Below are 12,937 nucleotides of genomic sequence, written 5' to 3'. Positions count from 1 at the left end.
AAGAAAAAGGCCGGACCAAGCCGACCTTAAAATCTGGACGCCCGTTCGGTCCAATAACGCTTGCGTTGGAACGCGCCCTAGTGAGACGAGGGAATATGAACACCGCTCGTGCCGGACGGCCTGATCTCCGCCGCCATGCGTCCCTTGGGGCCCATGCCGAAGCGAACCAAGACTTCCTGACCCGGCCGGAGTTCCGTGATGCCAAAGCGGCGCAAGGTCTCCATGTGAATGAAGATGTCTTCGCTTTCCTCGCCCTGGGTGAGAAAGCCGAAGCCCTTGACGCGGTTGAACCACTTCACTGTTGCAGCCTCAAACCCGCCCTCAGGCACCACCTGAACATGCGTTCTGGAAGGAGGCAGCTGAGAGGGATGAAGCGCCGTTGATTCATCCATCGAGAGAATTCTGAATGCCTGCAAGCCACGCGGCCTGTCGAGAACTTCACAAACGACCCGAGCACCTTCATAGGCAGTCTGATAGCCGTCTCTTCTCAGGCAAGTGACGTGAAGGAGGATGTCTCCCTCACCGCTGTCCGGGACAATGAAGCCATATCCTTTGGCAACATCGAACCACTTTATAGAGCCCGCAACCTCGATAACGTCAACGGCAACATCCTCTGCCGTATCGATCGCGCGGGGATCCGTAAAGGTTTTGCCCCCCATAGCCTATTGCCCCGTGTCTGGTCCGCATCTTTCAACCCGCCAGCGCTCCAAAAGCGACTCAGCGAGCGGTTGATTCCTAACGAAAGGATAACACCCTGCCCCAAAGCGAGAAGAGAAATTGTCCAACTAACCACAGCCGATTTCCACAGGCTGCAGCAAAATGTCAGATAAGACCCTCGAAAGTCTGGGCAATTGGCGTTCGGATCACAACGTCGGCAAGCGCATCGAGCGGCGTTTCCTCCCTGTTCAAAATACAAAGCCTCGCACCTGCATGAGCTGCAAGGACCGGAAGCTTTGCCGCCGGGTGAACCAGAAGGGAGGAACCGACAACCAGAAAAAGGTCTGATCTGCGGGCCGCGTGAGCTGCCTCTTCCATGGCCTCTGCCGGCATTGCCTGCCCAAAACTGACCACAGCTGCCTTCAGGAGCCCGCCGCATTCCAGACAAAGAGGCGTTTCTTCGGCCGCAACAATCTTCTTTTGCGGTTCGAGGTCTGCCCGCGCTCCGCACTCAAGACAGCTTGCATATGTGCTGTTGCCATGGAGCTCGACGAGAAGCTCTTCGGGAACACCACTGCGCTGATGCAGCCCATCCACATTTTGCGTGATCAACAAGGACAGGCGGCCGGACTGCGCCAGGCTCGCCAGAGCCTTGTGAGCCGCATTGGGCGACGCCTCATCAAAGATCCGCTTCATTTCAAAACGTCGCCGCCAGTCTTCGGCGCGCTGATCGGGGTCGGAGACAAAGTCCCCGTATTGAATCGGTTCCATTCGGGACCATATGCCGCCGGGCGAGCGAAAATCGGGTATCCCGGATTCGGTCGAGATGCCGGCGCCCGTCAACACCACCAGACGACCGGTCTCTTCGCTCAGGAGATCGGCCAACGTGGACCGGGCGGTGGCAAGTTCTGTTATTTCTGTCATAGTGGCGATCCTATCCTTCAGGTTCCAACCACGCCAAATCAACTGGGAACAGTCCATGCGCTATTTGCACACCATGGTCCGCGTCACCGACGTCGACGCTTCGCTCGATTTCTACTGCAACAAGATGGGCATGATTGAAACCCGCCGCATCGAAAACGAGGGCGGCCGGTTCACTCTGATCTTCCTGGCCGGGTCCGAAGACGTCGAAAGCGGAAAGTCTGTCAGCGCACCGCTCCTGGAACTCACCTACAACTGGGATCCGGAAGAATACAGCGGTGGTCGCAACTTCGGTCACCTGGCCTATGAAGTCGACAACATCTACGAATTCTGCGCCCATCTTCAGAACAATGGCGTCACCATCAACCGCCCGCCGCGCGATGGACGGATGGCATTTGTGCGGTCACCGGACGGCATCTCCTTTGAGCTGCTGCAGAAGGGTGAATCGCTTGAAAAGGCCGAACCTTGGGCCTCCATGCCCAACACCGGCGAGTGGTAAGACGGCATAGCTCCAAGCTGTCGTGAAACCGGCACAGGCCCGGAACTCCGGGCCTGTGCATTTTGTATCAAATGCCACTTGCAGCGGCCGAAAAATCTGCCTATAAGCCTTCCCACGGCGCAACTGCGTCGACTGTGCGCCCATCGTCTAGCGGTTAGGACGTCGCCCTTTCACGGCGAAAACAGGGGTTCGATTCCCCTTGGGCGTACCACTTCCCCTCCCCTTTATAATATTCAGTGTTGCCCTCGGCCGGCTCGACGCGATCTAACGCGTTTCCTCAATTGACCTGATCGTTGCAGCGCGCCTATCAATGGACAGGCGTGGTTCACACGCGCAATTCATTTCCAGGAGCCATTTTGATGATCGATACCGCGCTCGATATCCGTGTCATGAGCGAAGCCGATCTGAAGCGCGCCCTGTCTTGGGCCGCGGAAGAAGGCTGGAATCCCGGTCTGGATGATCTCGAGCCTTTTCGAACGGCCGATCCCAGCGGGCTTTTCATGGCCTGGAACGAGGGCGAGCCGGTGGCCTGCATCTCCGGCATTCGCTACGGCGACGATTACGGCTTCATCGGCTTTTACATCTGCCGACCGGAACACCGCGGCAAGGGCTATGGCATCGCCATCTGGAAACACGCAATTGCCTATCTCGGCGCACGGACAATCGGCCTCGATGGCGTGGTCGATCAGCAGGATAACTACCGCACATCCGGCTTTGATCTGGCCCATCGCAACATCCGCCAAAGCGGCATCGCCATGACGGACACACCGATGGACCCGCGGCTCTCTCCGCTTGGCCAGGGCATCTTTCCCTCGATCCGCGACTATGACCAAGACTTTTCAGGTGGCGACCGAGCCGGTTTTCTAAAGCTCTGGTGCGCGCCCATGGTGTCGAGCCGGCGCGGCTTCGCCTTCGTCGACGACGGCGTAGTCAAGGGCTATGGTGTCATCCGCCAATGCGATGATGGCTTCAAGGTCGGCCCTCTGTTTGCCGACACTCCTGAAATCGCCGACACGCTGTTCCGGGCGCTTGCTGGACAGGCCAAGGGACAGACGGTCTATCTGGACACGCCCGAGCCCAACCAGGCAGCCCTCGAGCTGGCAGAGCGTCATGAGTTGTCCCCCGTGTTCGAAACCGCCAGAATGTACAAGGGCCAAGCACCTGACCTGCCGCTGGAGCGCACCTTCGGCATCACCACGTTCGAACTGGGCTGATATTCGGCGCGCGAAAGCAGTTTCGGATAAAGTTCAAAAAGCCTTTAGCTGGACAAGTCGAAAATCATCATGACGTAAGCTGCAAAGAGCGTCAGGTGAACTGCACCCTGCAGATAATTCGTTGAACGACTAGCGAAAGTGACAATGCTGACAACCAGGGTCAGAACCAGCAATACGATGTCGGCGATCTCCAGGCCCAGCTCAATCGGCTCATTAGTGATATAGCCGATTACCAGAACTGCAGGCACCGTCAGGCCGATCGTAGCAACCGCAGAGCCGAGACAAATATTGACCGCCCGCTGCAGCTTGTTTTCCCTGGCAGATTGAAGCGCACTCAAGCCCTCGGGCATCAGAATCAGAGCGGCGACCAAGAACCCTCCGAGAGCCAAGGGCGCCCCAATTCCCTCAATTCCGAAATCGGCGTAAAGCGCCAGTTTCTTTGACAGCAGAATAATCGGCAAAAGCGCTGCAAACAGCCCCACCACGTGAAAGGGAATGCTGCGTAGGAGCAGGTCGCCGTGTGCGTGGTCATCGTCTCTGGCGTTTGGCTGGCGAAAGATGTCGCTATGTGTCTTGGTCTGTATAGCCAGAAAAACACCATAGAGAACCAGGGACATAATGATTTCAAACCCGGCCTGCAGGTTTGACAGTTGTCCGCCTGGCGCGGAATGGGTCACTCTCGGCAACACCAGCGCAAAGATAGCCAAAGGGATCAGGACCGACAGAAATGCATTTGCACCCTGCAGATTGTAGGTCTGGTTCCGATGGCGCAGCCCTCCCACCAGAAGGCAAAGGCCGACCAGGCCGTTCAGGACGATCATCACCACCGAGAACATGGTTTCGCGCGCGAGGGTGGGCTTGGCATCTCCGGACAGCATAACTGCTGAAATCAGGGCAACCTCTATGCCTATGACAGCGAGGGTCAGGATCAAGGTGCCATAGGGTTCTCCCAACAGCGTCGCCAGACATTCCGCATGGCGCACGACCGAAAATGCACACCACATCATCCCGGCAAAGAGAACCGCGAGAACGCCAAGCGAACCGCCTAGACCGATCTGGGCCGGATCAATCGCGTCGCCAACATACAGAAATGCACCAAACAGCAAAAAGCCGGCGATCGAGGCACTTTCCATCTTGATACTGTTCATTGCATCCCATCTCAGCTTTGCAGAACGGAGATCCTCATGACGCGGCAGCCGATGCCACAGTCCTATAGGCAAGAATTGCACCGGCGAGATCTTCAAGCGCCGCCCCAACTGATTTGAAAAGGGTTATCTCTTCATCATCCACGCGGCCCTTGTGCAGCCCTTGCGCAAGGTCATGGAGGTCGGCCTTGATGTCCGACGGTCTCAGGACGCCGGATGCCAGGGGCTGGGAGATATCGCCCCCCTCCTTGGTGCAGCCCTCGCGCGTATCAACAAAGACACTGGCCCGGCGCACCGCCTCGTCGTCACTCTCCCGCATGGAAGGCTTGAAGGCGCCAACAAGGTCGACGTGTGTTCCTGGCTGCAGCCACTCCCCCAGGATCAAGGGATCTTTCGACAGGGTCGCGGCACTGACGATGTCCGCTGCGCGCACGGCTTGTTCGAGATCTGACGTGCCCTCAACCGTGATCCCGTAAAGCGCTGACGCCTCAGCAGCAAGTGCCTGCGCCTTGTCCAGACTGCGCCCCCAGAACGTCACACGCGTGATCGGCCGCACCGCCAAATGCGCACCAACCAGATTCAGGGCCACCCTTCCCGTTCCCGCCACGACAAGATGGCTCGCGTCTTTGCGGGCAAGATAGCGCGCCGCCAATGCCGATGCCGCAGCCGTGCGGCGGGCGGTCAACTCACCGCCGTTGATCATCGCCAGCATTTCACCTGTCCGCGCATCTGACAGAAGATATTCCGCAGAGATCGCCGGCAGGCCCCTGCCGGAGTTTCCAGGCATCACATTGACGATCTTCACACCAGCAAACGCCCCGGGCACCCAGGCTGGCATCAGCAGCATCGTCGCATCGGGTTCCCCCGGAACCGCCATGTCATGGTGGTGGCGGACGGGCATTTCACAGCCGCTCTTGAACATGGCATCAAGCGCATCAACCAGCGCGAGGAATGGCAGGGCCTTAAGGGTTTCTTCCTGCGAAAGCAGCAGCATGGAGCGTCCTCAAGCGGATGATCTGACGGGCGTGAAGACCGACACGAAAAAAGCCGGCGTCTGATCGACGCCGGCTCATGATTGGGAACAACAGAGTCGCAGGCGATCAGATCGCCAGATACTCGTGCCTCAGCTCCGCATTGTCGAGCACCTCCTGAGCGGCGCCGTCAAAAACCACCTCGCCCATGTCGAGAATCACGGCACGGTCCGCAAGGTGAAGCGCAGCGATGGCGTTCTGCTCGACGATAATGGTGGTGATGCCAAGCTCCTTGACCCCCTCCAGAATGCGCTCGATTTCCTGAACGATCACCGGCGCCAGCCCTTCGTAGGGCTCATCCAGCAACAACAGCTTGATATCGCGGGCAAGAACACGCGCCAGGGCGAGCATCTGCTGCTCACCGCCGGACATGGTCGTGCCTTCCTGATTGCGGCGCTCCGCAAGACGCGGGAAATGGTCATAGATCCGCTCGATGGACCAGCCCTTGGGCTCCGCAATCTGGGAGAGCTCCAGATTTTCCTGCACCGTCAGGCCGGAAATGATCCGCCGGTCTTCCGGGACGAGGCCGACACCGACCTGGGCCGCTTCAAAGCTCTTCATTTCATGAAGCGGCTTATGATCAAGCCAGATCTCGCCATGGGTCAGCTGCGGATCATCCATGCGCGCAATCGTCCGCAAGGTCGAGGTCTTGCCCGCACCGTTCCGGCCGAGAAGGGCAAGGATTTCGCCTTCACGCACATCAAAGTTGACGCCCTGAACGATGTAGCTCTCGCCATAGTAGGCGTGCATATCCCAAGCGGAAAAGAACGCAGGTGCGCCGCCCTGCGGCTTGACCGGCTTGATGCCCGGCGCAGTCTTGCCGGCAAGTTGATCGTCGATAACGCTCATAGATGCGCTCCTCCGAGATAGGCTTCCTGAACGCGCGGATCGCCCTTGATGTCTTCCGGCTTACCTTCTGCAATGATCGCGCCCTGGGCGAGCACAGTCACCTTCTGGGCAAGCGAAAACACAACGTGCATATCGTGTTCAATGACCACCTTGGTGATCCCGCGATCGCCGATCCGCTTCAGGAGATCGATTGTGTTGTTGGTGTCAGCTCGGGACATGCCCGCGGTAGGCTCATCCAGAAGAAGAAGCTTGGGGTCCTGTGACAAGCACATCGCCAGCTCGAGACGCCGCTTGTCGCCGCGCGAAAGGCTGTTGGCGACCATCTCCCGCTTTTCAACCAGGCCGACGTCCTCCAACATGTGCAGGGCCTTGTCGCGCACTTCCGTATCTTGATCAACGCGAACGAAGGCATGAAGAGCGAACTCTCCGTCGCGCTTAGCTAGCGTCGGGATCATGACGTTTTCCAGCAAGGTCAGATCGCCGAAGATTTCCGGCGTCTGAAACACGCGCGACACACCCACCTGGTTGATCTGGTGCGGCTTCATGCCGGTCAGGGAAACGTCCCCGAACATCACGGTTCCTGTATCAGGCACCAGACGGCCGATCATGCAGTTGAGAAAGGTCGACTTGCCGGCACCGTTCGGTCCAATGATCGCGTGAACCGTGCCTTCTTCCACCTTGAAGTTGACATTGTTGAGAGCACGCAGTCCGCCGAACGACTTGTTCACACCCTCGACTTTGAGGATTTCCATATCAGTTCACCTTATTCAGCTGGCGTGGTCGACGTTTTGGCACTGACGCTCTCGCCGGACGACGGCTTGCGCTTGAACAGCCGGCCAATCCTCTCGAAGCCTTCCATGATGCCGCCCGGCAGGAAGATGACGATCAGCATGAACATGATGCCAAGGGTCAAATGCCAGCCCTTGCCGATGAAGGGATGAATGACGAACACCAGGAAGTCGGCAAGGCCTTCGGGAAGGCCCGCGAACCAATCATAGAGAATGTTGTCATTGATCTTGGAGAAGATGTTCTCGCAGTACTTGATGAAGCCTGCCCCGAGCACCGGCCCGATCAAGGTCCCCGCACCGCCGAGGATCGTCATCAGAACGACCTCACCGGATGCTGTCCACTGCATGCGCTCCGCACCTGCAAGCGGGTCCATCGCCACCATGAGCCCCCCGGCCAACCCGGCATACATTCCGGATATGACAAAGGCTGCCAGCGTGTAGGGCTTGGAGTTCAATCCGGTGAAATTCATCCGCTGCTGGTTGGACTTCACGGCCCGCAGCATCATGCCAAAGGGCGAGCGGAAGATCCGGATTGCCACATAGAATGCGACCATCATCACAACCGCACACAGATAGTAGCCAGCATTGAACGTGAAGAGCCAGCCGCCCATGCTCAGTTCGAAACTGTCACGCATTGCAATGCCGAAGAAGTTTGCCGCAGGGATCGAACCGTCCACCTGGCTGACTCCAAGGACACGCGGGTCATTCAGGGCCAGTTGCAGCCCGGTTTCCCCGTTGGTGATCGGCGTCAGGACTGAATAGGCCAGCGAAAACGACATCTGCGCAAAGGCAAGGGTCAGGATCGAGAAGTAGATGCCTGAACGCCGCAGGGAAATGTACCCGACCAGCAGGGAGAACAGACCCGCAAAGACCACCGACATGAAGATCGCCGGAATGACATTCATGGTCAGCAGCTTCATCATCCAGACACCGGCGTAGGAACCCACACCCAGGAAAGCCGCATGGCCAAAGCTGAGGTAGCCGGTGAGGCCGAAGAGGATGTTGAAGCCGACAGCGAAGATCCCGAAGATCAGGAAACGCTGCATCAGATCCGGATAGCCTGCATTGAATTGCGCCAGCTCCGAGCCTTCCGGGAACGGATTCAACAGGAGCGGAGCAAACACCACGAGCGCAAGCACGAGTAAGAAGAGCGAAGTGTCTTTTTTGTTAAGTCCAAGCATGATTTAGCTTTCCATAACACCTTTGCGGCCCATCAGACCTCGCGGACGGGTCAGGAGGATCACGATCGCAACGAGATAGATGATGATCTGGTTGATGCCTGGGAACAGCGCAACGACCTGTGCCATAGAGGCGAAACTCTCCAGGATGCCCAGCAGGAACCCTGCAGCGACAGCGCCCGGCAAGGAGCCCATGCCGCCGACAACCACCACAACGAAGCTCAGAACAAGGAAGTCCATGCCCATGTGGTAGTTGGGTGAATTGATCGGGGCGTACATTACCCCTGCCAGCCCGGCCACAACGGCCGCCAAGGCGAACATGAAGGTGAACCGCCGGTCGATATCGATCCCCAAAAGGCCGACTGTCTCCCTGTCTGCCATGCCCGCACGCACGACCATGCCGAAGGTCGTGAACCGGAGGAAGGCAAACACCGCGCCGACAATGAGCGCCGCAAACATGAAGTAGACGATACGCCAGTACGGATAGATGATCACATTCGGATCCATGCCCACCAGGGCACCGAAATCAAAGCTGCCTGCAAAGGCCGCCGGCGCAGGCGTCGGGATCGGGTTCGCGCCATAGAAATACTTGATGATTTCCTGCAAGACGATGGCAAGGCCAAAGGTCACAAGGATCTGGTCGGCATGCGGACGCTTGTAGAAATGCTTGATCAGGCCGCGCTCCATGACAAGGCCAACCAGGGCCATGATCGGAATGGAGAACAGGATCGCAAGGGGAACCGACCAGTCGATAATGGCTGCGCCCACCTCGGGACCGAACCAGGATTCCACATAGGGTGTTTCGACTTTGAGCGGATTGCCGAGGAAATCCTTGCGGGTTTCGTCGATTGTCACGAAGGACACGGACAAAAGCCGGCTCAGGGTCACGGCACAGAAGGCCCCGATCATGAACAAGGCCCCATGGGCGAAGTTCACAACGCCCAAAGTACCGAATATGAGGGTCAAACCCAAGGCAATCAGCGCATAGGCTGAGCCTTTGTCCAGACCATTCAAGATTTGAAGAAGTATCGCGTCCATCGCTCTCAGCTCGGATCATCAGCGCGCGTCGCGGCAACACCCAACCGCGCGAATTACAAGGAATAAGGACAGGGCAGAAGAACCGCCCTGTCCCTCAGTTTTTGAAGATTATGCGCCCGGGTTACAGGTGCCGAGAGCACCGCCAGCGAACTGGGGGTGATCCGGTGCGTAAGTGACCTGCTCGGCAGGTGTGACCTCAACGATTTCAAGAAGATCGAACTCGGAAGTCGGGTTTTCCTTACCCTTCACAACGAGCACGTCCTTGAAGCACTGGTGGTCTTCTGCACGGTACAGCGTCTTGCCGTTGCCCAAGCCGTCGAACTCGAAGCCTTCCAGGGCTTCCACGACACCACATGGGTTGAACGTGCCTGCACGCTCACAGGCATCAGCATAAAGCAGCGCCTGAACATAGGTCGTGTGAGCCGCCTGGCTCGGCGGGAAGCCGTACTTCTGACCGAAGGAACGGACGAACGCCTGGGAGCCTTCGTCGGTCAGCGACCAGTGCCAGTTGGTGGAACCGAAGATGCCCTTAACGTTGGCGCCTGCACCCTTCGCCATCAGGCGGGAGTAAAGCGGAACGATGATCTCGAAGTTCTTGCCGTTGACGACCTTATCGCGAAGACCGAACTGAACGGCGTTGGTGAGCGAGTTCACCATGTTGCCGCCGTAGTGGTTCAGCACCAGCACGTCTGCATCGGACTGCAAGACCGGCGTGATGTAGGCGGAGAAGTCAGTCGCAGCCAGCGGGGTTTTGACTGTCTCGACAGTCTCCCAGCCCATTGCTTCTGTGGATTCCTTGACCGCCTGTTCTGTGGTGTAACCCCAGTTGTAGTCGGCTGTCAGGTGGTAAGCCTTACGGTCACTGCCGTAGGCATTCTTCAACACCGGAGCAAGTGCTGCACCGGACATGTAGGAGTTGAAGAAGTGACGGAAGCCGTTGGCCTTCCGGTCCTTACCGGTGGTGTCGTTGGAGTGGGTCAGACCGGCCATGAAGATGACGCCGGCTTCCTGGCAGAGAGCCTGCACAGCCACAGCCACACCAGAGGACGAACCGCCGGTGATCATGATGGCGCCGTCTTTTTCGATCATGGATTTGGCAGAAGCACGCGCAGCATCAGACTTGGTCTGCGTGTCACCGGTCACAAACTCGACCTTCTTGCCGAGGATACCGTTGCCTTTGAGCGCCTTCGACGAGAAGGTGGTCAGCATTCCGCCGTCGCCGCCGCCGTTGAGGTGCTCGACAGCAAGCTGATAGGCGCGCAGTTCGTCCGCACCCTCGTCCGCATAAGGACCGGTCTGAGGTACGTTGAAGCCGAGCGTCACGGTGGAACCGGTTGGTTCGTTCAGATAACCGGCCGACCATGCGTTGCTGGTGAAGATCGTCGGAGCAGCCAGACCGATGCCACCTGCGGCACCAGCACGCAAAATGGAACGACGGCTGAATGGTTTACGTATAAGGGTCATACTTTCCTCCCAGAAAGGCCCAAAAGCCTACACGAATGTCTGCAAACACTTGCAGGATGTGCCAGCGGCCCCGAGCAACACTTTCCGGTCAAAACAACGACCACTTTGCCGCAGGGACTACGAGCTGCTGCGACTGTAGAAAAGCGTAAGCCAAACAAGCAATACGACTATCGGCGTGGTCTTGTTGACCGAGCTTGGACAAAAAACTTGAAGCCCTAGAAAGAAAATACAAATTTGGAAGAAATGATGCAGCGCATCAATTCGGTATCCAGCTATTTTTATTTGATAAATGACAATCAACGCCGCAACGCAGCATGGTCAACTCGACCGCACCGGCTAATTAATCTCAAAATCGTCTTATCCGAAAGTCAAAGACGCATCTTTCCGCTGGGCCCTTCAAAATTGCATCAGTGAGCCCAGCGCACCCCCGTATTCGCCTAAACTGCCTCGTCGAATCGACTATTCGCAAGAATGACAAGTGCTTCTGAAAGACTCTGTCTGCTCCGAAGCGGGCCTGACGACAAAACGTGAAAACCAGGGATCGACCATGAACCATCTGATCACCTCCGCCGATGAACTCCACGAGCTCTACGGAACACCAGCGCTGGCCTCCACCGCAAAGGTCGGCGATCGGGTGACGCCGCAATATCGGCTCCTGATCGAAGCCTCCCCCTTCTGTGCGCTGGCGACCGCAGGTCCGGAGGGTCTCGACTGTTCGCCGCGCGGTGACGCCGGCCAATGTCTCGTCATTCAGGATGAAAAAACGCTCCTGATGCCCGATCGGCGCGGCAACAACCGGATCGATTCCCTGCACAACATTGTGCGCGACCCTCGTATCGCCCTGATGATGCTGATCCCCGGATCCGGCAATACGCTACGCATCAACGGCACGGCCGAGCTGTCCACAGATCCGGAGCTTTTGAAGAACCTTGCGATGAAGGGCAAGGAGCCACGTTGCGTGATCCGTATAACGATCTCGGAGATCTATTTCCAATGCGCCCGTGCTGTCATTCGCGCAGGTCTTTGGGACAGTGCCAATCATGTCGACACGGCAGCTCTCCCCACCCCCGGACAAATCCTGGAGCACATGTCGAGTGGCGAGGTCGGCGGCAAGGCCTATGACGATGAATGGCCGGATCGCGCCGCCAAATCAATGTGGTAAGCTGCGCTATGACAATTGCCCCACTTCTGGACGCTGGCTGGCTGGTTGCAAGTCACGCGCTCGCTGCCCTCACAGCTTTCGTGCTTGGCGCTGTTCAATTGGCAGCGCCCAAGGGCACGCTGCCTCACCGGACGCTCGGCTACGTCTGGGTCATATTGATGCTCTGGATCGCTGGATCGAGCTTTTTCATCTATGAAATTCGCCTCTGGGGGCCGTTCAGCCCGATCCATATTCTCTCTCTGCTGGCCCTCTTTGGTCTGATCAGCGGCGTCCTCGAGGCGCGCCGGAAAGACATCCGGGAACACCGCAAGACCATGATTCTGCTCTACACAGGTGCCTTGCTGATCGCCGGTTTTTTCGCACTGATGCCAGGCCGAACCATGCGTACGGTTCTGTTTGGATCCTAGCAGATGCCGAGCCCCTTCATTCTCTCCGGCTGCTCAGGCGGCGGGAAGTCTTCCGTTCTGGATGAATTGAAAGACCGTGGCTTCACGGTGGTGCCGGAAGCTGGACGGCGGGTGGTCGCAGACGCACTCCAAACCAACTCAAACGCCCTGCCCTGGATCGATCCACTGGCCTTTTGCCGTGCCTGCTGCGATCTTCACATGCAGGATCTGGCGAAGCTTCCAAATCAGGAGCGCCGCGTCTTTCTGGACCGCTCCCTGATCGATCTTTTTGCCTATCTGGAAATGAAGCGGATCTCTGTTCCGGCCGATCTCGGCGCAGCCTTGCGCGCTGTTTCCTATGCCAAAACCGTCTTCCTGACGCCTCCTTGGCAGCAGATTTTCGTCAATGACCAGGAGCGAAAAGCTTCATTTAAGGAAGCGGCCCTTGAATATGAGCACCTGCTGTCCTCCTATCGGTCTCTTGGCTATCAAGTCACACTCCTGCCCAAGACCTCGGTCGCTGACCGCACTGATATGCTCCTAAATGAACTTGATCAGATGGACGCTTGAGCTTTCCCCTTGGAACACACCCCGATCCACGCCAT

At 57.7% G+C, this 12,937-nt stretch carries 14 protein-coding genes and 1 tRNA gene; 6 read left to right on the top strand and 9 right to left on the bottom strand.

What is annotated here, in order from left to right:
- Positions 1-77: 77 nt before the first annotated feature.
- Complete coding sequence (locus IG617_RS05095; RefSeq protein ID WP_192107959.1) at positions 78-659, bottom strand: cold-shock protein; 582 nt, start codon at positions 657-659, stop codon at positions 78-80.
- Positions 660-822: 163 nt separating this feature from the next.
- Entirely contained in the window at positions 823-1,581 is a 759-nt protein-coding gene (locus tag IG617_RS05090; protein WP_192107957.1) for an SIR2 family NAD-dependent protein deacylase, read from the bottom strand.
- Between the two features lie 55 nt (positions 1,582-1,636).
- On the opposite strand from IG617_RS05090, the gene IG617_RS05085 reads away from it, so the two are divergent.
- The 3 genes from IG617_RS05085 to IG617_RS05075 all read left to right on the top strand — a co-directional run bounded on the left by IG617_RS05085 (position 1,637) and on the right by IG617_RS05075 (position 3,291).
- Positions 1,637-2,077, top strand: coding sequence for a VOC family protein (locus IG617_RS05085; RefSeq protein WP_192107955.1), 441 nt, complete (start codon positions 1,637-1,639; stop codon positions 2,075-2,077).
- 136 nt (positions 2,078-2,213) lie between these two features.
- Positions 2,214-2,288 (top strand) — tRNA-Glu (locus IG617_RS05080).
- Positions 2,289-2,436: 148 nt separating this feature from the next.
- Entirely contained in the window at positions 2,437-3,291 is an 855-nt protein-coding gene (locus IG617_RS05075) for a GNAT family N-acetyltransferase (protein ID WP_209008275.1), read from the top strand.
- 44 nt (positions 3,292-3,335) lie between these two features.
- Here the strand turns inward: IG617_RS05075 and IG617_RS05070 are convergent, their stop codons facing one another.
- From IG617_RS05070 to IG617_RS05040, 7 genes are all read right to left on the bottom strand, one after another.
- Positions 3,336-4,439, bottom strand: a complete 1,104-nt coding sequence (locus IG617_RS05070) for a calcium:cation antiporter (RefSeq protein WP_192107953.1) — start codon at positions 4,437-4,439, stop codon at positions 3,336-3,338.
- Positions 4,440-4,473: 34 nt separating this feature from the next.
- Complete coding sequence (gene lhpI, locus IG617_RS05065) at positions 4,474-5,430, bottom strand: bifunctional Delta(1)-pyrroline-2-carboxylate/Delta(1)-piperideine-2-carboxylate reductase (RefSeq protein WP_192107951.1); 957 nt, start codon at positions 5,428-5,430, stop codon at positions 4,474-4,476.
- A gap of 106 nt (positions 5,431-5,536) precedes the next feature.
- Positions 5,537-6,316, bottom strand: coding sequence for an ABC transporter ATP-binding protein (locus IG617_RS05060; protein ID WP_192107949.1), 780 nt, complete (start codon positions 6,314-6,316; stop codon positions 5,537-5,539).
- Positions 6,313-7,068: an ABC transporter ATP-binding protein gene (locus IG617_RS05055; RefSeq protein ID WP_192107947.1), complete on the bottom strand. Its 756-nt coding sequence runs from the start codon at positions 7,066-7,068 to the stop codon at positions 6,313-6,315. Before IG617_RS05055 ends, IG617_RS05060 begins: the two co-directional genes overlap by 4 nt.
- Positions 7,069-7,079: 11 nt before the next feature.
- Positions 7,080-8,285, bottom strand: a complete 1,206-nt coding sequence (locus IG617_RS05050) for a branched-chain amino acid ABC transporter permease (RefSeq protein WP_192107945.1) — start codon at positions 8,283-8,285, stop codon at positions 7,080-7,082.
- 3 nt (positions 8,286-8,288) lie between these two features.
- The gene (locus tag IG617_RS05045; protein ID WP_192107943.1) at positions 8,289-9,320 is read right to left on the bottom strand and encodes a branched-chain amino acid ABC transporter permease; all 1,032 of its coding nucleotides are present in this window, start codon (positions 9,318-9,320) and stop codon (positions 8,289-8,291) included.
- 108 nt (positions 9,321-9,428) lie between these two features.
- Positions 9,429-10,784 carry a substrate-binding protein gene (locus IG617_RS05040; RefSeq protein ID WP_192107941.1) on the bottom strand — a complete coding sequence of 452 codons (1,356 nt, stop codon included), beginning with the start codon at positions 10,782-10,784 and terminating at the stop codon, positions 9,429-9,431.
- 547 nt (positions 10,785-11,331) lie between these two features.
- Between IG617_RS05040 and IG617_RS05035 the strand changes: the two genes are divergently transcribed.
- The 3 genes from IG617_RS05035 to IG617_RS05025 are packed head-to-tail and all read left to right on the top strand — an operon-like array spanning position 11,332 to position 12,902.
- Positions 11,332-11,946, top strand: coding sequence for a pyridoxamine 5'-phosphate oxidase family protein (locus IG617_RS05035; protein ID WP_192107939.1), 615 nt, complete (start codon positions 11,332-11,334; stop codon positions 11,944-11,946).
- 8 nt (positions 11,947-11,954) lie between these two features.
- Positions 11,955-12,353: a DUF2306 domain-containing protein gene (locus IG617_RS05030; RefSeq protein ID WP_192107937.1), complete on the top strand. Its 399-nt coding sequence runs from the start codon at positions 11,955-11,957 to the stop codon at positions 12,351-12,353.
- Positions 12,354-12,356: 3 nt separating this feature from the next.
- Positions 12,357-12,902, top strand: coding sequence for an AAA family ATPase (locus IG617_RS05025; RefSeq protein ID WP_192107935.1), 546 nt, complete (start codon positions 12,357-12,359; stop codon positions 12,900-12,902).
- Positions 12,903-12,937 lie beyond the last annotated feature (35 nt).

Source organism: Roseibium polysiphoniae (assembly GCF_014842925.1).
Classification (GTDB): domain Bacteria; phylum Pseudomonadota; class Alphaproteobacteria; order Rhizobiales; family Stappiaceae; genus Roseibium; species Roseibium polysiphoniae.
This window is presented reverse-complemented; position numbering and strand designations above follow the sequence as displayed.

What these genes read in the sequence shown, in the direction of transcription:
- IG617_RS05045 (WP_192107943.1), bottom strand. Translation starts at nt 9,320, where the DNA reads ATGGACGCGATACTTCTTCAAATCTTGAATGGTCTGGACAAAGGCTCA.
- IG617_RS05095 (WP_192107959.1), bottom strand. Translation starts at nt 659, where the DNA reads ATGGGGGGCAAAACCTTTACGGATCCCCGCGCGATCGATACGGCAGAG.
- IG617_RS05090 (WP_192107957.1), bottom strand. Translation starts at nt 1,581, where the DNA reads ATGACAGAAATAACAGAACTTGCCACCGCCCGGTCCACGTTGGCCGAT.
- IG617_RS05040 (WP_192107941.1), bottom strand. Translation starts at nt 10,784, where the DNA reads ATGACCCTTATACGTAAACCATTCAGCCGTCGTTCCATTTTGCGTGCT.
- lhpI (WP_192107951.1), bottom strand. Translation starts at nt 5,430, where the DNA reads ATGCTGCTGCTTTCGCAGGAAGAAACCCTTAAGGCCCTGCCATTCCTC.
- IG617_RS05085 (WP_192107955.1), top strand. Translation starts at nt 1,637, where the DNA reads ATGCGCTATTTGCACACCATGGTCCGCGTCACCGACGTCGACGCTTCG.
- IG617_RS05025 (WP_192107935.1), top strand. Translation starts at nt 12,357, where the DNA reads ATGCCGAGCCCCTTCATTCTCTCCGGCTGCTCAGGCGGCGGGAAGTCT.
- IG617_RS05030 (WP_192107937.1), top strand. Translation starts at nt 11,955, where the DNA reads ATGACAATTGCCCCACTTCTGGACGCTGGCTGGCTGGTTGCAAGTCAC.
- IG617_RS05075 (WP_209008275.1), top strand. Translation starts at nt 2,437, where the DNA reads ATGATCGATACCGCGCTCGATATCCGTGTCATGAGCGAAGCCGATCTG.
- IG617_RS05060 (WP_192107949.1), bottom strand. Translation starts at nt 6,316, where the DNA reads ATGAGCGTTATCGACGATCAACTTGCCGGCAAGACTGCGCCGGGCATC.
- IG617_RS05050 (WP_192107945.1), bottom strand. Translation starts at nt 8,285, where the DNA reads ATGCTTGGACTTAACAAAAAAGACACTTCGCTCTTCTTACTCGTGCTT.
- IG617_RS05055 (WP_192107947.1), bottom strand. Translation starts at nt 7,068, where the DNA reads ATGGAAATCCTCAAAGTCGAGGGTGTGAACAAGTCGTTCGGCGGACTG.
- IG617_RS05035 (WP_192107939.1), top strand. Translation starts at nt 11,332, where the DNA reads ATGAACCATCTGATCACCTCCGCCGATGAACTCCACGAGCTCTACGGA.
- IG617_RS05070 (WP_192107953.1), bottom strand. Translation starts at nt 4,439, where the DNA reads ATGAACAGTATCAAGATGGAAAGTGCCTCGATCGCCGGCTTTTTGCTG.